The organism is Fenollaria timonensis, assembly GCF_001457835.1.
Taxonomy (GTDB): Bacteria; Bacillota; Clostridia; order Tissierellales; family Peptoniphilaceae; genus Fenollaria; species Fenollaria timonensis.
The window spans coordinates 813,817-832,314 of sequence record NZ_LN898230.1; the positions used below are offsets into that span (position 1 = coordinate 813,817).

The window sequence follows — 18,498 nt, forward strand, 5'->3', positions numbered from 1 at the left end:
TGATAAATTCAATATTTAACGCTTGATTTTAAGCTCATCAAGTATTTCTCTTTGTCTTTCTTCCATAATGACTCTGTCTTCGTCCTCAATGTGGTCGTAGCCAAGTAAGTGCAGTATGCTGTGAGTGAAGAGAAACAAGATTTCTCTTTCAAGGCTGTGACCATATTCCTTTGCTTGCTCCTGGGCTGCTTCATATGAGATAACTACATCACCTAAGAGAGTCTCATCAGATGAAAAATCTTCTATAAGAGGAAAAGATAAAACGTCAGTCACTTTATCAATATTTCTATACTCTCTATTTAAATCCTTTATCTCGTCCTTCGATACATAAGTAAGACCCACCTCGTAGTGATCTTCAAGACCTTCCATCTTTAAAGCAAGTGAAGCGATCCTCTTCATAGTATCTTCGTAAGAAGCCCCTATCGGATAATTGTTTTCGTTATTTATCACTATGTCCATCTTTTTCTTCTCTCTCTTTACTTTCTTTATCAAGCTTTTTGCTCTCATATGCATTATATGCTTCGATAATTCTTTGTACAAGTATATTTCTAACAACGTCAGTTTGAGTAAGTTCGATAAAGCTAATGCCATTTATATTTCTTAAGATATGGCTAGCAGCAATTAGACCTGACTTCTTTCCCTTAGGTAAATCCCTTTGTGTGATGTCGCCAGTCACTATAACCTTAGAGTTAAAGCCCATCCTTGTTAAAAACATCTTCATTTGCTCTTCAGTAGTATTTTGCGCTTCATCAAGAATTATGAAAGCCTTATCCAAAGTTCTTCCTCTCATATAGGCAAGTGGAGCGACTTCGATAAGTCCTCTTTCGGCGTTCTTTTCATATTGCTCCTTGCCCATAATTTCATATAAGGCGTCATAAACTGGCCTTAAATATGGGTCAACCTTTTCCTTTAGGTCGCCTGGCAAGAAACCAAGGTTTTCGCCTGCTTCCACAGCTGGTCTAGTTAATATAATCTTAGATACTTCTTTATTTTTGAAAGCATTAACCGCCATGGCGATGGCAAGATAAGTCTTACCAGTACCTGCAGGTCCTATACCAAAGGTAATACCTGACTTTCTAATCATATCAACATATCTTTTTTGGCCAATAGTCTTTGGTCTGATGGTTTTGCCCTCGCTAGTAATTGCAACTACATCCTTCTGTATATCATATAATTGATGTTCTTTGGATTTTTTCACTAGATTGATGGAGTAGTATATGTCCTCTTTACTAAGTGATTTTTGTGTGTCGATAAGACTTGACAAGGCTTTTATAAGTCTCTCAGTCATAACCTCTTTCTCTTCATCACCTGAAGCTATCACAATCTTATCAGATTTGATATCAAGCTTCACGTCTAGTTCTTTTTCAATTATTTTGATATTTGTATCTAAATTACCAGCCAATGCTTCTTGCTTATTGCTGTCAAAATTAAGTTCTCTACTCATTAATCCTCCTTAAGGTAAGTGGTTTGTCTAAAATTTCTTTTATTACTATAGATCTAGCTAAATTTTCTTTTGTAAAAATAATACCATCGATCTCTTCAGACTCAATTTCATTATACGCGTTATTTTGAGCTGCAATTACTTCATTATTTTCTTCTCTAAGCTTTTCCTCTTTTTCTGCTTTATAATCACGAAGCCTATCTTTAATATCTCTAGAAAGGTATTCATCAAGCTTTTTGCTTTTTTCTGAGAAATAATCATTGGCTCTTTCTTTGTAATCATCCCTGATTGCTTCATCATAATGCTTTTCTAAATTACCTATCTTTTTTACCTTTTCACGTTTTTGCTTCTCTCTATCATTTGCTTTATTAGCATTTCCCATCGTTCTAGTGTAAATTTCATCAAGCTTTTTATCTAAAATATCTCTTTGCTTTTTCTTCTTATTAGCCTCATTTACAGTAGTGACGATAGATGATATTAGCATAAATAAAAACGCTAATACAAATAATCCATCCATATTATCCTACTTATCTAGCTTTTGTGTATCGGATATGGACTTTCTCATATCAGTATCTGAGTTGATATTATTCATCTTGTAATAATCCATAACTCCTAAGTTGCCGTTCTTTAGCGCTTCAGCTATAGCTAGAGGAACTTCTCTTTCAGCTTCAACAACTTTTGACTTCATCTTTTGAACTTCAGCCTTCATTTCTTGTTCGCTAGCAACGGCCATGGCACGTCTTTCTTCTGCCTTAGCTTGAGCTATCTTCTTATCAGCGTCTGCTTGATCCATAAGTAGTTTAGCTCCGATGTTTCTACCAACGTCGATATCAGCTATGTCTATAGAAAGTATTTCAAATGCTGTTCCTGAGTCAAGACCCTTTTTAAGAACTGTCTTTGAAATGCTATCAGGATTTTCAAGCACGGCCTTATGTGTATCCGCACTACCAACTGTAGTTACAATACCTTCACCAACTCTTGCGATGATAGTTTCTTCACCAGCACCACCGACTAATCTCTCAATATTTGCTCTAACAGTTACTCTTGCTTTTACAACGACTTCGATACCGTTCATAGCAACCGCGGATATGGAAGGAGTCTCGATAACCTTAGGGTTTACGCTTACTTGAACAGCTTCAAGTACATTACGACCAGCTAGGTCAATAGCTGCTGCTCTAGTAAAGTCTAGTGGTATATCAGCTCTTTGTGCTGCGATAAGTGCGTCAACAAGTGTATCTACATTACCACCAGCTAGGTAGTGAGCTTCTAGTTCGTTAACCTTTATATCAAGTCCGGCCTTTGTAGCCTTAATCATTGGATTGATAATCTTGCTTGGAGCAACTCTTCTAAGTCTCATACCTGTAAGTGTAGCCATGCTAACCTTAACTCCTGAGAAGAATGCTGTTATCCATAAACCTATTGGAACGAACGAAAAGAACATACTTAAGACTATAATCCCAAGTATTACAAAAATTAATTTCCCTGATAATAATGCATTAATAAAACCTGCTAAAAACATTTTACTTAACCTCCCTGTCAACTATTAGATATCTTCCTTTAACTGCTATAACCTTTAGATCAAGACCATTGTCTAGGTAGCCATCGTAGCTTATAGCGTTATATTTGACTCCATCAATCAAAACAAAACCTGTGGGTCCTAAAGAGCTGATTGATTTCGCCTTACTTCCTACGAGCTTTTCTAGCTCATTTACTTCTTCTTTATTCTCTTTTAAATTTGATTCGGTGCTTAAAACAAGATGAGTTAATCCCTTAAATGAGTAACCCTTACTAAGCATGTACTTAAGGAAAGCTATATTGCAATTTATCAATATAAATACAGTCATTAAGCCATATCTATAGTCAGTAAAAGCTAAAACTACAGATGTGAAATATGCTAGTAAGCCAAGTACACCTGTTATAGTGAAGCCCGGTATAAATATTTCCAAAACTACAAAAATACATGCAAATATGAATAATCCTAATGGATAAAAATTATTTGTTTGACATACTATTCTAGATCCAAACAAAAGAAAATGTGTTAAGAAAAATAAACTTATGTAAGCACTTTGCTTCTTCTTTATTAAAGCAAGACTTAAAAAGAGCGTGCCTATGATTACTAATAAAAATGCCGCTATATCGGTCAATAAAAAAACATCTGTATTTGCCACTAAAAATATATTTTGCATTAAATCACCACCTAAGTATATTTACCCAAAACACTCATCTTTAATCAAAAAAATCAAGGCTGACCACTATGACCAGCCTTTGCTTTTTATAAATCTTCTGATTTTTCTACGTTCTTAATCTCTTTTCTAGATGCCTTGTCTCTGAATGCCCACTTAGCTATCTCCATATTGCATCCTGGATTTATTTCGATTACATAAACATCTTCTTTAATTTGAACAATCTTACCTAAGATACCACCAATAGTTACGATTTGATCACCTATCTTAAGTGAGTCTCTTAGTTCTTGTAACTTTTGTGCTTGTTTCTTTTGTGGTCTGATTAAAAAGAAGTATGCGAATGCACCAAATAATACAAATGGAATTATCATGCTAAGTAATGATCCGCTTGCGTTTGCTTGTTGAGCTCCTGCTAAAAAATTTAATGTCATCATATAACCTCCCTATATTGTTAATACTATTATACACTATATTACTTTAAATATCCATATTTTTTATAAAATTCGTGTTTATACTCTAAGAAATAATCTCCTAAAATTGATTCTCTAATATTCTTCATCATCTTTAGTAAGAAAGTTAAATTATGAATAGTAGCTAATCTATAAGCAAGTATCTCGTCAACATTGAAAAGATGTCTTAAATAAGCTCTTGAGTAATGACTACAAGTGTAGCAGTCACACTCAGGGTCTGGCTTAGTGAAGTCTTCCTTGTACTTAGCGTTCTTTATTACAAGTCTACCGTGTGAAGTCATAAGCGTTCCATTTCTCGAGATTCTTGTTGGCAGAACGCAGTCCGCCATATCTATACCTCTTTCAACTGATTCAAATAAGTATAATGGCGTACCAACGCCCATATTGTATCTCGGCTTATCCTCAGGCATAAAATCAGTTACATGGTCCAATACTTCATTCATCAAATCAACTGGTTCACCTACTGAAAGGCCGCCAACAGCATAACCAGGCAAGTCAATAGAGCAAATTTCTTTCGCATGCTCTTCACGAAGGTCCTTGTAAAGACCTCCTTGAATAATGCCGAATAGATTTTGATTCTCTCTATCGGTCCAAGCGTCCTTACATCTTTCAAGCCACCTAGTCGTTCTGTGCATCGAGTTTATAATGTATTCTCTAGATGCAGGATAAGGAGCGCACTCGTCAAATGCCATCATGATGTCGCTACCAAGCTTTGTTTGTATCTCAATCGATTTCTCAGGAGATATGAATAGCTTTGAGCCATCTATATGTGAACGAAACTCAACTCCTTCTTCACTTATCTTTCTCATGCCACCCAAGCTAAAAACTTGAAATCCGCCGCTATCTGTTAATATAGGCTTATCCCAGTTCATAAACTTGTGAAGTCCACCTGCTTTGTGAACTATGTCTTCGCCAGGTCTTAAATGCAAGTGATATGTGTTCGAAAGAATGATTTGAGCGCCTAAGTCCTTAAGCTCATCAGGCGTCATGGTCTTAACCGTTGCTCTCGTTCCCACCGGCATGAAGATAGGCGTCTCAACAACGCCATGCTTTAGCTTCATTAGACCAGCTCTTGCTTTAGTTTTACTATCTGTTTTAATTAATTCAAATTCCATATTATCTATCCAATATAAACATTGCATCGCCAAAGCTGAAAAATCTGTATCTTTCTTTAACAGCTTCCGCATATGCGTTAAGTATCATCTCTTTTGAAGCAAAGGCGCTTACTAGCATAATTAGCGTTGACTCAGGTAAGTGGAAGTTCGTGATTAGTGCATCAACTGCCTTATATTCAAAGCCAGGATATATGAATATATCAGTCCATCCGTGACTAGCCTTGATCTCGCCCTTTGCAGCTATCGTTTCAAGCGTTCTAACTGTAGTAGTTCCAACAGCTATAACTCTTCTGCCTTCTTTTTTTGCTTTGTTTATGGTCTCGCTCGCCTCTTCAGAAAGGTTATAAAACTCACTGTGCATCTTATGTTTCTCAACATCTGTTACTTTCACAGGTCTAAAAGTGCCAAGACCAACATGAAGTGTTAGATAAACTATCTTCACGCCCTTATCTTCTAGCTCTTTTAATAGCTCTTTAGTAAAGTGTAGGCCCGCTGTTGGTGCGGCTGCTGAACCAAGGTTCTTAGCGTAAACAGTTTGGTATCTGTCCTTGTCTTCAAGTCTTTCCTTGATATATGGTGGAAGAGGCATCTCGCCAAGTTCATTTAATATCTCAAGAAAAATTCCATCGTATTTAAATTTTATATATCTAACGCCGTCGTCATCAATATCAACAACTTCAGCTCTTAAAAGACCGTGACCAAATTCAATTTCACTGCCTATCTTCATCTTCTTGCCCGGCTTAACAAGAGTCTTCCAAGTGTCTTCTTCTGTTTGTGAAATTAGAAGAACTTCTATCTTTTCTTCTTTTCCAGGCCTATTGCCAAAGAGTCTTGCAGGTATTACCTTGCTATCGTTTGCAACTAGCACGTCTCCTTCATGAAGAAGGTTTATTATGTCATGAAAAATCATGTGTTCGACCTTGCCAGTTTTTCTGTCCAAGACCATAAGTCTTGATTCATCTCTTTTGTCTATGGGGTGCTGTGCAATTAGCTCCTCAGGTAGATCATAGTAAAAATCTTTAGTTTCCATTACTTATTTCAGCTCCGTCATAGTAGAATTTTAGTATTTCATCATATTTTAGTCCGGCCTTAGCCATGTTGTTTGCGCCCCATTGGCTTAGTCCAACACCGTGGCCCCAGCCGTGACCAGCTATCTTAATTTTTGCATCAGCGCTTATAACTGGGCTTGGACTAGCTTTTTCACTAGCTTCACTACTTATAAATACAGCAACGCCATCTTCAAATAAAACAGTTACTTCGCCATCACTATCGTTCTCTGGCGCTTGCGTAGCAGTGCTTACTCCGCTCGCCTCAATTGTATACATACTGCTCTTAAATTTATTCGCGCCTATGGCGTTCTTAAATTTATTGTTATTGACAAGCACTTCTTTAGCGCCGTCCATTATAGCAACTGTCTTAACTCTCTTGCTATTATTATTTTCTTTTACATAAATTTGATTAATCGAATTTACATTAATGCCTTGCTTTTTAAGTCCGTTAATTAAGTCATTTGCATTAATTTCAAAATTCCAATTATAATTTGGCTCATTTATTGAATATTTATCTTCTTTTGAGATTAAATACTTATACTTAGCGCCCCAAACATCGTTAGCGTCTGCTGTATAGCCACCATTGGATGATGAATAAGTCGCGTTAACAACCTTGCCTTCAGACAATAAGATTTGTCCTCTAGTTTCATCGACCGCTTTTCTCACATTGTCTCTTTCAGCGTCAAAACCGCCATAAACTTGGCTAGATACGGTATCATATAAATCAAATGATTTATCCTTATTTCTTGTAACGCTACAAACCGCATAAGATCTAGCCGCTACTGCTTGTGTCTTAAGTGCTTCGTATGAGAAAGTGCTTGGCATCTCTCTAGGAACGACGCCATAAAGGTACTCTTCAAGGCCGACATTGTTAATAGCAGCCAATTGCTTGTCAACTGTATCAAATGTTAAGTAGCCTCTGTATCTTTTATTATTTATCTTGATAGGACTCGAACTAGGAGATTGAATCTTCATAGACTTGTTTGTTGCCATGCTTGATAGAAAAACTCCTTGAGCATCATATATATCATAGTTTTGGCCATTTAATTTAAGAACGATACTCTTTTCAAAGCTTTGAAATAGGCTTAAATTAGAGTACATATCTCTCACTTCAAAACCATCGTCACTGTATAGTTTTAATTCGTTCATGTTTTGCGCGCTTATACCAAGCTTTACATCAACATTACTTATATGCTCATATCCAGTCTCTGCTTTAGCAATGTTTATAGAAAATGCTAGCAAAAATATTGTCAATATAATTAATATTTTATTCTTCATAGTTTTCTCCTTCGTTATACTTGTAGCCCATGTGATCATAAGCTAGTTTGGTTGCTACTCTGCCTCTTGGCGTTCTTGCGATAAAGCCAAGCTGAATTAGATATGGCTCGTAAACATCTTCTATCGTAGTTCTCTCTTCATTCGATGATGCTGCAAGCGTATCTAAGCCGACTGGCCTGCCACCATAAGTATTTATCATAACATCAAGTATCTTTCTGTCAGTTTTGTCAAGGCCATAGTGGTCTATTTCTAATATATCTAGGCCTTTTTTAGCAATTTTGCCACTTATAGAACCATCTTCAAGCACTAAAGAGTAGTCTCTAACCCTCTTCAGTAGCCTATTAGCAATTCTAGGCGTGCCTCTTGATCTTCTAGCTATCTCTCTTGCGCCTGCCTCATCAATTTCTACATCCAAGATGCCGGCAGATCTCGTAACTATCTCGCAAAGTGAGTCTTCATCATAAAGGTCTAGATTTAGTATAACACCAAATCTATCTCTTAATGGTGAAGATAATAGTCCCGCTCTAGTAGTCGCGCCTATTAGCGTAAATCTTGAAAGGTCTATCCTAACCGACCTTGCCGATGGGCCCTTGCCTATGATTAAGTCTAGAGAATAGTCCTCCATCGCTGGATAAAGTATTTCTTCTACAGAACGTGATATTCTATGTATCTCGTCAATAAATAATACATCGTCATCTTTTAAATTCGTTAGTACTGATGCCAAATCGCCCGGTCTTTCAATCGCAGGACCTGAGGTTATCTTGATATTAACACCCATCTCATTTGCGATGATGTTCGCAAGTGTAGTTTTGCCAAGTCCTGGTGGTCCATATAAAAGAACGTGGTCAAGTGGCTCGCCTCTCATCTTTGCAGCATTAACAAAGATTTTTAGCTTTTCTTTAACGCTATCTTGACCAATGTAGTCATTAAACCACTTTGGTCTGAGTGAATTGTCAAAATTTTCTTCGCCTGACCTCAAATCAGTTGTTATTAATCTATCTTCTTCCACTTAAACACCTACTTTGAAAGCCTTTTCAATAGCTCTTTAATTAAATCTTCTACTTCCATAGTCTCGTCTAAACCTTTGGCAACGCTAGTAATTTCGTATTTGTTGTAACCAAGTGAAGTAAGCGCTTCTATAGCTTCGTTTAGGTTGCTGCCAACACTTACAACATTTGCAAGGTCTTCAAATTCGCTTCCCTTGCTAACTTTGTCTTTAAGCTCAAGAATGATTCTTTGAGCAGTTTTCTTACCTATGCCAGGCGCCTTCATCAAGGCTTTTTCATCATTTGTGACAATGGCCTTTTGTAGATCAACTACCTTTTGTTCAGACAAAATACCTATGGCAGTCTTTGGTCCAACGCCATTAACCGTTGTAATCAGATTAAAAAAGTCGACTTCGTATCTATTGGCAAAGCCATATAGACTCATGTCATCTTCCCTAACTACTAAATTCATATAAATTTTTACTTCGCCGTCGTAGATATCGCTCTCCATAGTTTCTTTCGATGTAAAAACTTTGTAAGCAATATTATTTACTAATAAAACTATGTAGTCCTTCTTCTTATCTACAACCTCACCTATCATATATTCAAACATATTTACCTCAATAAAAATTGATCTTTAAAATTAATACTTGCGCTATGAGTTAGAGCAACTGCTAAAGCGTCAGCAACGTCGTCAGGCTTTGGCACCTTTTCTAAGTGAAGAAAAGTCTTAACCATCTCTTGCATCTGCTTTTTCTCAGCCCTACCATAACCAGTAACAGCTTGTTTAATTTGAAGTGGAGTGTACTCATATGTAGCAAGATTCTTGTGCTTTAAGCAAAGAAGCGTAACTCCTCTCGCTTCAGCAACTTGTATAACTGTTTTTTGATTTTTAAAATAAAAAAGTTCTTCGATAGCTGCTTCGTCTGGATCATACTTGTCAATTATAGCTCCAAGCTCAAAGTAAATCTTCTCAAGTCTTTTATCTAGGCTAAGGTCCTTGTGCGTCGTGATTGCGTCGTAGAACACATCGCGAGCCTTATTGCCGTCATAATCAATGATGCCCACACCTACTATAGCGATGCCTGGGTCTATACCTAAAATTCTCATTTTGCCTCCTACTCCTCCATTATAATTTATATTATACTACAAAAGAGGCATAAGTTCAAGCACTTGATGCGTTTTTATATTGCGCCCATCTTGATAAAGACGAAAATCGTTTCTCACGAGCTTAAGTTAATAAAAAAGCTTAGAAAGAGAGGTCCAACTAAGCAATTAAAAAAGCCACCTAATAAGGCGGCTTCAATGATTTTAAGGCTCTATGTCAAATATTGGGGAGACTTATTGATTTAAGTCTCTCTTTTTATGTTAAAACTAACATTTGCACGTTTTTAATTTATATACTTAAAATAACACAAATTTATGTAATTTTTGCATGACTAATAAACCTATATAGGCTTATTAGGTTTTTATGATGTTTTATATATATATTTTAGTCTAAAAGCATTATTCTTTTTCTGAACCTCTCGAAGTTTCTCATACCAAAGCTGTTTCTTTTTAGTGTCTTTATCTTTGTATGTTTTCCTTCTAGTGCTCCATTTGAATGTTTGTAGTCAAATGAGTTTGTAATTTCATCAGACCAGTTTGTAAAGGCTGTTATACATGATTTAAACTCTTTAAGTTTTGATTTTTTACATATGTCTATCCATGCGTTTACCTTGTATTGTGCTTGTTCTTTGTTTTTCTGCACTAGAACTTCTTGATAGAAGGATTCTTTTAAGCCATATGCTAGTCTTAGCTCTTCGCTTATCTCTAGCATTAGAGCTGCTTCTCGCTTTTGATCATCATTAAGTTTTGGCATTGGTTTTGTAAGTATGCTTTTACTTCTTTTTAGGTATATTCTCATTTCTGCTGATGTATCTTTTTGTATTCTCTTTCTTACGTTTTCTAAGCTCCAAGAGACTTGTCTTACGAAGTGATATTTGTCTGCTATGTGTACTGCGTTTTTAAAGTATGCGTTTTTAACGTTTTTAAATGTTTTTGACATATCGCTAACAAATATCTTTACATTTTCTCTTTCTTCTTTTGGTATGTTTTTAAAGTATTCAAACAAAATATTTTCTTGCCTACTTTTAACTATGTCTATGATTTCATGTGTTATGCCATCTAGAAGTGAGCATTGATACTTGTATGAACCGCTGTCGCCTTTAAACTCGTCTATTAAAAGTACTTTTGGAAGACTTTTTCTCTCTACTGATAGGTAAGATAGGACTCTTGTAACTGTTGATGTGCTTACTGAGTATCTTCTTGATATTGACTTTATTGAGTAAAGTTCTCTAAACTCTCTAGCTATGGATGCTACTAGTCTTTTTGTCATGGTCATTTTCTTTGCTACTAGTTCTGTTTTGCTATCAATTCTTTTCCCGCAGCACTTACAGTTGTACCTAGTTTTTCTTAGGTTTATTATGCATTTTTTACCATGCATCTGTGTATCTTTTATCTTTTGAGTTCTGTGATCATGAACCCAGATATGTTTAGAACCACAGTATGGGCAGCTTTTTAACTTTTTTGTCTGTGCTTCTATAACTACTACATTTTCACCTTCTTTAAAATTGTTAACAACTACATCTTTACAAGCTAGCAAATTTATGGTATTATATTCTTGCACTTGTACACACCTCCTATGTTGTAGTGGTATTTTAAGTATAGGATAAAATGTGTGCAAGTGCAACTTTTTTTTGTAATTTTATCAAAAAAATATCTATTGAGGTTTTACTCCCCAATAGATATTATACAGCCGATTTTAATTTATTTTACCATTCACCAACTCTTAAGCCAGCTTCAGATAATACTTTAGTGATGTTTGTATCATCTTCAACTTCAACTCTTAAGATTACTTTAAGTAGTCCCATAACCTTAGCACTTGTTACAACCATGCTTAAGATATTGATTTTTTGATCTCTTATAATTCCAGCAAGTCTTGAGATTTGTCCTGGCATATCAAATATGTGAACAACTATTCTCTTGCCTTTGTTAATGCCGAATACTTCACTGAAAGCATCAAATATAGCCTTGTGTGTTAGTATACCAGCAAAATTATCTTGCTCATCAAAAACAGCTAAAAATGGTATAGATAGCTTTCCAAGCGCATATGATGCTTGCTCGATATTTGATGTGATAGATATCTTTTCGTACCTTTGTTCATTAAAATCAGAAACTAATTTTTGTAAAAACTTATCTTTGTCTGTGCAAGACCATTCATAATAAGTTCTAAATATTGTTTCTTTGTGTAAAATACCGATTAGCTTGTCACCATCAACAACTGGTAAACTCAAAAAGTCTCCTTCTTCAAACTTTTTGATAGCTTCAGCTATAGTTTCGCTTGATTTTACTGTTGTAAGTTTTTCCTTAGGAATCATATAGTTCCTTACGTACATAATACTACCCCCTATCTGTATCTTTTTAAAACTCTTTCATTTAATCCGTTCCAATATGCATCTGTATACAAATTGGTACATGTATTTAAAATAAATTTAAATGTTTCTTTATAAATTATCTTTAAATCTTCTTTAGGAATCATTATGCTTGCAGGATTGATACCATCTCTGTCAAGCTCTAATTGCCTATCTACATATTTGTTCAAGGAATAAGTTTTGTCTTTAATCACTTTGTTTGAGAATTCATAGACAGTAGCTAGAACTTTTCCTCTCTTTTTCTCTTCTTTTATTAATTCACTTCTTAGTCTCTTCTTAAAATTCCTTACGTCTCTGTTTACGTTCTTGAATTGAAACAAATACTTTTTATTTGCCAAATCGCTGCTCTTGTAAAATTTAAGCGCTTCTTTTTCTAAAGCGTTTGCTAACTTAGCGTTGTTGAAGCCTTGGATATATCCATCTAGGTAGATGTAGAGCTCCAATCTATTGATGTCTTCGTGTATTTGCAAGGACAATGATCTGGATACGCAGTGAGCATCTGATCTGTAGGCTATGGCTTTTGCAATTTTATTCCTTAGTATACCCATTGAAATATACTTTGGAAATATATTTTGCACTCCCATGTTAATATCGTAGAAGCTCATTAAGGACTTAAGCGAATCTATGTCACCTCTATAAAGAAAATTGCGTTTTAATCCAACACAGATATGAGATTTAGAAATCTCAACTTGCATTTTCTTACCTCCATTAATCTTATTTCAATTATACTACATTTTCGAGTGAAAATATATTAAGAAAAAATAATTAAGTTATGTCGAAAATTTAACAATTAACATAGGCTTGATGTGTACTTGATTAAAAACTTTTTATTTTCTTCTACTCATTTAATAAATTTTGATATTCTTCAAAAAATTTATAATTATTAAGGCTTATATAAATTTTTTCTATAGTAGAGTCATTATTTTGAAGATATGACTTTATTGCGCTAATAGCAATCTTGCTCGCTTCTTTAATGTCCGTAGCAAAGGCTCCGCATGAAATTGCTGGTATGGCTATCGTCTTGATCTTGTATTCATCAGCAAGACTTAGTAAATTAAGGTAAGTCTTTTCTAAAAGCTGATACTTTTTCTTATTTGAGTCCATAGGGCCAACTACATGTATGATGTAATCATTTTTAAGTTTGTGCGCCCGTGTAATTTTGGCTCCGCTTGTGTATGTGCCAGCAAGCTTCACTGTGTCATCTAGAAGCTCTTCGCCATCGTTTTGGTGTATCAGTCCATCTAGTCCGCCACCTCCTAATAAGGAGTTGTTCGCGGGATTCACTATGCATTCTACATCTAAATCAAATATATCTTTATAAATGGCTTGTACTTCGCAAGAATTAATTATCATACAAGCTTAACTAGTTCAACTACTGTTTTAAAAGCCTTTTCCATTGATTGTATAGAAACGTACTCATACCTTCCGTGGTAGTTCATACCGCCTGTGAAGATGTTTGGACAAGGAAGACCCATAAATGAAAGTCTTGCGCCATCTGTTCCGCCTCTAACTTGTGTAACCATTGGCTCAACGCCTGCGTTTACCATAGCTTTTTTAGCTAGTTCAACTATTTCTAGTCTTGGCTCTATCTTTTCATACATATTGTAATAAGAGTCTTTAATGTCTAGTTCCATTGCTTCATTATATTTGTAGTTAATGTAGTCTTGAGCGTCTTTCATTAAGCACTTCTTTGATGCAAAGCCTTCTTTAGTGAAGTCTCTGATGATGTAGTGCATTTGTGTTTCTTCTACTGTGCCTTTTATATTTGTTAGTAGTATAAAGCCTTCGTAGCCTTCTGTATACTCTGGTCTTTCGTTAACTGGTAGCATAGCGTTATATTCCATCGCTACTAATTGTGAATTTATCATCTTGTTCTTTGCTGAACCTGGATGAACGTTTCTACCCTTTATAGTAATCTTAGCAGATGCTGCATTGAAGTTTTCATACTCTATCTCTCCAAGTGGTCCGCCGTCAATAGTGAAGGCATAATCTGCACCAAATTTCTTAACGTCAAACAAATCTGCACCTCTACCAATTTCTTCGTCTGGTGTAAAAGCAATTCTAATCTTGCCGTGCTTTATATCTGGATTTTTGATGAAGTATTCCATAGCTGTAACTATTTCAGCAACGCCTGCCTTATCGTCAGCGCCTAATAATGTAGTTCCATCAGTTACTATTAGGTCGTCTCCTACGTAATCATTTAGCTCTGGGAAGTCATTTGGACTTAGAATAATGTTTTCTTCTTCATTAAGAACTATGTCCTTGCCATCGTATTTTTCAACGATTCTTGGCTTAACATTCTCCCCGCTCATATCAGGTGAAGTATCCATGTGCGCTATAAGGCCTAGTACGTCCTTCTCTTCATCTGTATTTGCTGGAAGTGTGGCATATAGATAAGCGTGCTCATCAAGCTCAACATCTTCCAAACCTAATTCAATAAGTTCATCTCTTAATTTCTTTGCAAATTCCATAATCTTCGGACTGCTTGGGCAATTTGGAGACTCCTCGTCTGATTTAGTATCAATCTTTGCGTATTTAATAAAACGATCTACTAAGATATCTTTCATAAAATCACTCCTTTATTGATTCTTACCCATTTAAGCAAAAAAATAACAAGCAAAACGCCTGTTATTGTATATTTCAAATATTATTATTTGTACTTTTCTTCTAGTTCAAGAAGTGCCTTCTTTATATCATTACCATCCGAATAATTATAATAACCAGCTTCATTCATCATAACGACTCTGTGGCAAGGTATAATTATAACTATAGTGTTGCCTCTGCATGTTGCGCCAACGCCACGCGAATATGTTTTCTTGCCAAGCTTAAGTGCAATGTCTCCATATGTACATCTTTCTCCATAGCCTATGTTTTTGATCTCTTTCAAAGCTCTCTCTTGGAACTCTTTTGCCTTCACTCTTATAGGTATGTCGAAGTCTTTTCTCTCGCCTTTAAAGTACTCATCAAGCTGTTTAACTGTTCTATCTATAATTTCGTTCTTCTCTTTTTTGCTACCATATATGCCTTGATGGCCAAAACGTAAATATACGAGCGCATCCTCTTCGGCAGCTGCAGTCATCTCGCCAAGAGGTGTTTCAAAATGATGTATGTAATATGTTTTATTTTTATCAAAATAGTTCGTGATCATCTAATCATCTCCCGAGTACAATTATATTACATTATATATGCCCTGTCAATATCTAATAATTAAAACTAGATAAATTTATTAATTTTATTTACAAAAGTAAATAGTATCTTAATAAGACCTAGCTACTTGAGTCGAAATATACTTATAGACATAAAATAAGGCGAGTATTAACCCGCCTTATCGTAAATTATTATTCTTAATTATTTATTTTTTCTCTTGATGCTTGCTTGAGCTGCTGCTAGTCTTGCGATTGGTACTCTATATGGTGAGCAGCTTACGTAGTCAAGTCCGATTGCGTCGCAGAACTCGATTGATCTAGGATCTCCACCGTGTTCACCGCATATTCCTACGTGTATATCAGGTCTTGTTTGTCTACCAAGCTTAGTACCCATGTCAAGTAGTTTGCCAACGCCTTCTGTATCTAATGAGTCGAATGGACTTCTTTCGTAGATACCATGATCAAGGTATGCGTTAACAAACTTACCATAGTCGTCTCTTGAGTAGCCCCAAGTCATTTGAGTCATATCGTTTGTACCAAAGCTGAAGAATTCTGCTTCTTTTGCGATTTCATCAGCAAGTAGTGCTGCTCTTGGCACTTCAACCATAGTACCGATTTCGTAATCAAGCTTCTTGTTCTTTTCTTCGAATACTTTATTTATTTCTTCTACTAATTCTTCTTTAACAAATACAAGTTCTTTTAACTCGCCTATTAATGGAATCATAATCATAGGTTTGATATCTTTTTTGATTTCTTCGCTTACGTTTATAGCTGCTTCTATAATAGCTCTAACTTGCATTCTATAAATTTCTGGCCATGTTACACATAGTCTACATCCTCTGTGACCAAGCATTGGGTTAAACTCTTTCATATCTTCGATTCTGTCTTCAATGACTTGAGTTGTAATACCCATATCTTTAGCTAGGCTTTCGATATCTTCATCAGTCTTTGGAAGGAACTCATGTAGAGGTGGGTCAAGTAATCTTATTACTACGCCTTTATCTTCCATGACCTTGAATATGCCTTCAAAGTCGCCTCTTTGATAAGGAAGAAGTTTTTCAAGTGCTTTTTCTCTTTCTTCAAGTGTTTTAGAAAGTATCATCTTTCTAACTTGGAAGATTCTCTTGTCATCGAAGAACATGTGTTCTGTTCTGCAAAGACCTATGCCTTGCGCACCAAAATCAAGCGCTTGCTTTGCATCTCTTGGGTTATCTGCATTTGCTTTTACTTCTAGAGTTCTAAATTCATCAGCCCATTCCATAAACTTAGCAAAATTACCGCTTAGTTCAGGAGTAACCTTTTTGATTTCTCCTAGGTATACATAACCTGTTGAACCGTCTATAGAGATAGTGTCTCCTTCTTTGATTTCGCCGCCATTGTATCTTATAACTTTATCATCTTCATCAACTCTTAGTTCAGAGCAGCCTGCAACACAGCACTTACCCATACCTCTAGCAACTACAGCAGCGTGTGATGTCATACCGCCTCTAGCTGTTAGTATGCCTTCTGCATAAGCCATACCATCAATATCTTCTGGAGATGTTTCTTCTCTTACTAAGATAGTCTTAACGTTATTATTATGATATTCAACAACCTTATCCGGTGAGAACACTACAACGCCTGATGCAGCACCTGGTGAAGCTGGAAGGCCTTTTGTAATTTCTGTTTTACTTAAAACGTCTTTTTCTTCGAATGTTGGGTGAAGAATTTGATCAATTGATTTTGGTTCAATTCTTAAGATTGCTTCTTCTTTGCTTATTAAACCTTCATTCACTTGATCAACAGCTATATTTATAGCTGCCTTTGTAGTTCTCTTACCATTTCTACATTGAAGCATAAAAAGTTTGCCATTTTCAACTGTAAATTCAATGTCTTGCATATCTTTATAGTGTTTTTCTAGCTTTTCAACAGTTTCTTTGAACTCTTTATAAACTCTTGGCAATTCATTTTCAAGTCTAGCAATAGGTTCTGGTGTTCTAACGCCTGCAACAACGTCTTCGCCTTGAGCATCGATTAAAAATTCACCGAATAAAACGTTTTCACCTGTAGCTGGGTTTCTTGTGAAAGCAACACCAGTACCAGAGTTCATGCCCATGTTACCAAATACCATCTCTTGAACGTTAACAGCTGTGCCAAGTGTATCAGAAATTTCATTAAGCTTTCTGTATGTCTTAGCTCTTGGTGTGTTCCAAGACATGAATACAGCTTTAACTGCGTTAAATAATTGAACGTTTGGATCTTGTGGGAAGTCTTCTCCAATGTATTTTTTGTAAATTGTCTTATATTCTTTTACAATTTCTTTTAAGTCGTCAGTATCTAAATCGATATCTGCTTCGATATTTCTTTTTTCTTTTTGTTTATTTAATATTTTTTCAAATTCAGCTTTTGGGATACCCATGGCAACATCTGAAAACATTTGAATAAATCTTCTGTAACTGTCATAGGCAAATCTTTCGTTATTAGTCTTCTTTGCAAGTCCTTCAACTGTCACATCGTTTAAACCAAGATTTAATATAGTATCCATCATGCCTGGCATTGATATCTTCGCTCCACTTCTTACTGAGAATAGTAGCGGATTTTCTTTGTCTGAAAAGCCCTTATTAGTGATCTTTTCAACATTTGCAATACCATTTCTAATTTCTTCCTTTAAATCTTGCCATAGTTCTTCATTTTCTTCGTAAAACCTGTTGCACGCTTCAGTTGTAATTGTAAATCCGTTAGGTACTGGTAGGCCTAAATTAGTCATTTCAGCTAAGTTAGCTCCCTTGCCTCCTAACAAATCTCTCATATCTTTATTGCCTTCTTTAAAGCTATAAACATACTTTTCCATCTGTATCCTCCTATTGCTTATTTAATTTTGAAGATATCTAACTATAGTGCTAGATACTTCTTCTATAGATTTTCCATACATAGATATAACAAATATGCCTAATTTACTATAGATCTCACGAGCGTATTCATTTTCATAAAATACTCTCTCAAGCGATGAGTAATTAGATACACCTGTTATGCCTAGGTCTTTGTCTCTTTCCTTCCTTATCTTGGATAAATACTCCTCATCTTGTATTAGGCCAATCATTTTTGACTTGTCTAAGTCCTTAATCACATCAAATTGGTCGACCTCTGGTACAAGTGGTATATTTATCGCGTTTAATCCTAAAGACGCAAGATAATAACAAAGAGGTGTCTTACCTGACCTCGATGGTCCTAAGATAATAACATCTGCACTTGATATATTGTCAAATGTTTTGCCGTCATCATTGTCAATTGCATAAGCAAAAGATTTATTTACATCCATAGAAAATCACCACCTAAATTATACCACAACGAAAAGTATTATTCAATAATTTACAATAT

The 18,498-nt window shown here is 35.5% G+C and carries 20 protein-coding genes; all 20 read right to left on the minus strand.

Annotated features, from left to right (window positions below; translation table 11 throughout):
• Positions 1–15: 15 nt before the first annotated feature.
• The 20 genes from ybeY to BN3004_RS07030 all read right to left on the minus strand — a co-directional run bounded on the left by ybeY (position 16) and on the right by BN3004_RS07030 (position 18,439).
• Entirely contained in the window at positions 16–459 is a 444-nt protein-coding gene (gene ybeY / locus BN3004_RS06935) for an rRNA maturation RNase YbeY (protein ID WP_058260700.1), read from the minus strand.
• On the minus strand, positions 440–1,444 hold the full coding sequence (locus BN3004_RS06940; protein WP_058260467.1) for a PhoH family protein: 1,005 nt from the start codon (positions 1,442–1,444) through the stop codon (positions 440–442). Before BN3004_RS06940 ends, ybeY begins: the two co-directional genes overlap by 20 nt.
• Complete coding sequence (locus BN3004_RS06945; RefSeq protein ID WP_058260468.1) at positions 1,437–1,958, minus strand: hypothetical protein; 522 nt, start codon at positions 1,956–1,958, stop codon at positions 1,437–1,439. Before BN3004_RS06945 ends, BN3004_RS06940 begins: the two co-directional genes overlap by 8 nt.
• Positions 1,959–1,964: 6 nt before the next feature.
• On the minus strand, positions 1,965–2,960 hold the full coding sequence (gene floA, locus BN3004_RS06950; RefSeq protein ID WP_058260469.1) for a flotillin-like protein FloA: 996 nt from the start codon (positions 2,958–2,960) through the stop codon (positions 1,965–1,967).
• Position 2,961: 1 nt separating this feature from the next.
• A complete protein-coding gene (locus tag BN3004_RS06955) occupies positions 2,962–3,627 on the minus strand; it encodes an NfeD family protein (RefSeq protein ID WP_058260470.1) in 666 nt (221 codons plus the stop codon).
• Positions 3,628–3,713: 86 nt separating this feature from the next.
• Positions 3,714–4,058, minus strand: a complete 345-nt coding sequence (gene yajC / locus BN3004_RS06960; RefSeq protein ID WP_148344916.1) for a preprotein translocase subunit YajC — start codon at positions 4,056–4,058, stop codon at positions 3,714–3,716.
• 38 nt (positions 4,059–4,096) lie between these two features.
• A complete protein-coding gene (tgt, locus tag BN3004_RS06965) occupies positions 4,097–5,209 on the minus strand; it encodes a tRNA guanosine(34) transglycosylase Tgt (protein WP_058260471.1) in 1,113 nt (370 codons plus the stop codon).
• A 1-nt stretch (position 5,210) separates the two neighbouring features.
• Positions 5,211–6,239, minus strand: a complete 1,029-nt coding sequence (queA, locus tag BN3004_RS06970) for a tRNA preQ1(34) S-adenosylmethionine ribosyltransferase-isomerase QueA (RefSeq protein ID WP_058260472.1) — start codon at positions 6,237–6,239, stop codon at positions 5,211–5,213.
• The gene (locus BN3004_RS06975; RefSeq protein WP_058260473.1) at positions 6,229–7,536 is read right to left on the minus strand and encodes a SpoIID/LytB domain-containing protein; all 1,308 of its coding nucleotides are present in this window, start codon (positions 7,534–7,536) and stop codon (positions 6,229–6,231) included. The genes queA and BN3004_RS06975 overlap by 11 nt, the downstream gene beginning before the upstream one ends.
• Positions 7,526–8,545 carry a Holliday junction branch migration DNA helicase RuvB gene (gene ruvB / locus BN3004_RS06980; protein ID WP_058260474.1) on the minus strand — a complete coding sequence of 340 codons (1,020 nt, stop codon included), beginning with the start codon at positions 8,543–8,545 and terminating at the stop codon, positions 7,526–7,528. Before ruvB ends, BN3004_RS06975 begins: the two co-directional genes overlap by 11 nt.
• An 8-nt stretch (positions 8,546–8,553) precedes the next feature.
• Positions 8,554–9,135, minus strand: coding sequence for a Holliday junction branch migration protein RuvA (gene ruvA / locus BN3004_RS06985; RefSeq protein ID WP_058260475.1), 582 nt, complete (start codon positions 9,133–9,135; stop codon positions 8,554–8,556).
• Between the two features lie 2 nt (positions 9,136–9,137).
• Complete coding sequence (gene ruvC / locus BN3004_RS06990) at positions 9,138–9,632, minus strand: crossover junction endodeoxyribonuclease RuvC (RefSeq protein WP_058260476.1); 495 nt, start codon at positions 9,630–9,632, stop codon at positions 9,138–9,140.
• Positions 9,633–10,014: 382 nt separating this feature from the next.
• On the minus strand, positions 10,015–11,190 hold the full coding sequence (locus BN3004_RS06995; protein WP_058259271.1) for an ISL3 family transposase: 1,176 nt from the start codon (positions 11,188–11,190) through the stop codon (positions 10,015–10,017).
• Between the two features lie 145 nt (positions 11,191–11,335).
• Positions 11,336–11,959, minus strand: a complete 624-nt coding sequence (locus BN3004_RS07000; protein ID WP_058260477.1) for a CBS domain-containing protein — start codon at positions 11,957–11,959, stop codon at positions 11,336–11,338.
• Between the two features lie 11 nt (positions 11,960–11,970).
• On the minus strand, positions 11,971–12,690 hold the full coding sequence (locus tag BN3004_RS07005) for a hypothetical protein (RefSeq protein ID WP_058260478.1): 720 nt from the start codon (positions 12,688–12,690) through the stop codon (positions 11,971–11,973).
• Between the two features lie 142 nt (positions 12,691–12,832).
• Positions 12,833–13,348: a macro domain-containing protein gene (locus BN3004_RS07010; protein ID WP_058260479.1), complete on the minus strand. Its 516-nt coding sequence runs from the start codon at positions 13,346–13,348 to the stop codon at positions 12,833–12,835.
• Positions 13,345–14,562 (minus strand): peptidase T, encoded by a 1,218-nt coding sequence (gene pepT, locus BN3004_RS07015; protein WP_058260480.1) that lies wholly within the window; start codon positions 14,560–14,562, stop codon positions 13,345–13,347. Before pepT ends, BN3004_RS07010 begins: the two co-directional genes overlap by 4 nt.
• An 83-nt stretch (positions 14,563–14,645) precedes the next feature.
• Positions 14,646–15,143 carry a methylated-DNA--[protein]-cysteine S-methyltransferase gene (locus BN3004_RS07020; RefSeq protein WP_058260481.1) on the minus strand — a complete coding sequence of 166 codons (498 nt, stop codon included), beginning with the start codon at positions 15,141–15,143 and terminating at the stop codon, positions 14,646–14,648.
• 200 nt (positions 15,144–15,343) lie between these two features.
• Positions 15,344–17,977 carry a pyruvate, phosphate dikinase gene (gene ppdK / locus BN3004_RS07025; RefSeq protein ID WP_349267126.1) on the minus strand — a complete coding sequence of 878 codons (2,634 nt, stop codon included), beginning with the start codon at positions 17,975–17,977 and terminating at the stop codon, positions 15,344–15,346.
• Positions 17,978–17,992: 15 nt separating this feature from the next.
• Positions 17,993–18,439: a kinase/pyrophosphorylase gene (locus BN3004_RS07030; RefSeq protein WP_058260483.1), complete on the minus strand. Its 447-nt coding sequence runs from the start codon at positions 18,437–18,439 to the stop codon at positions 17,993–17,995.
• Between the last annotated feature and the right edge of the window lie 59 nt (positions 18,440–18,498).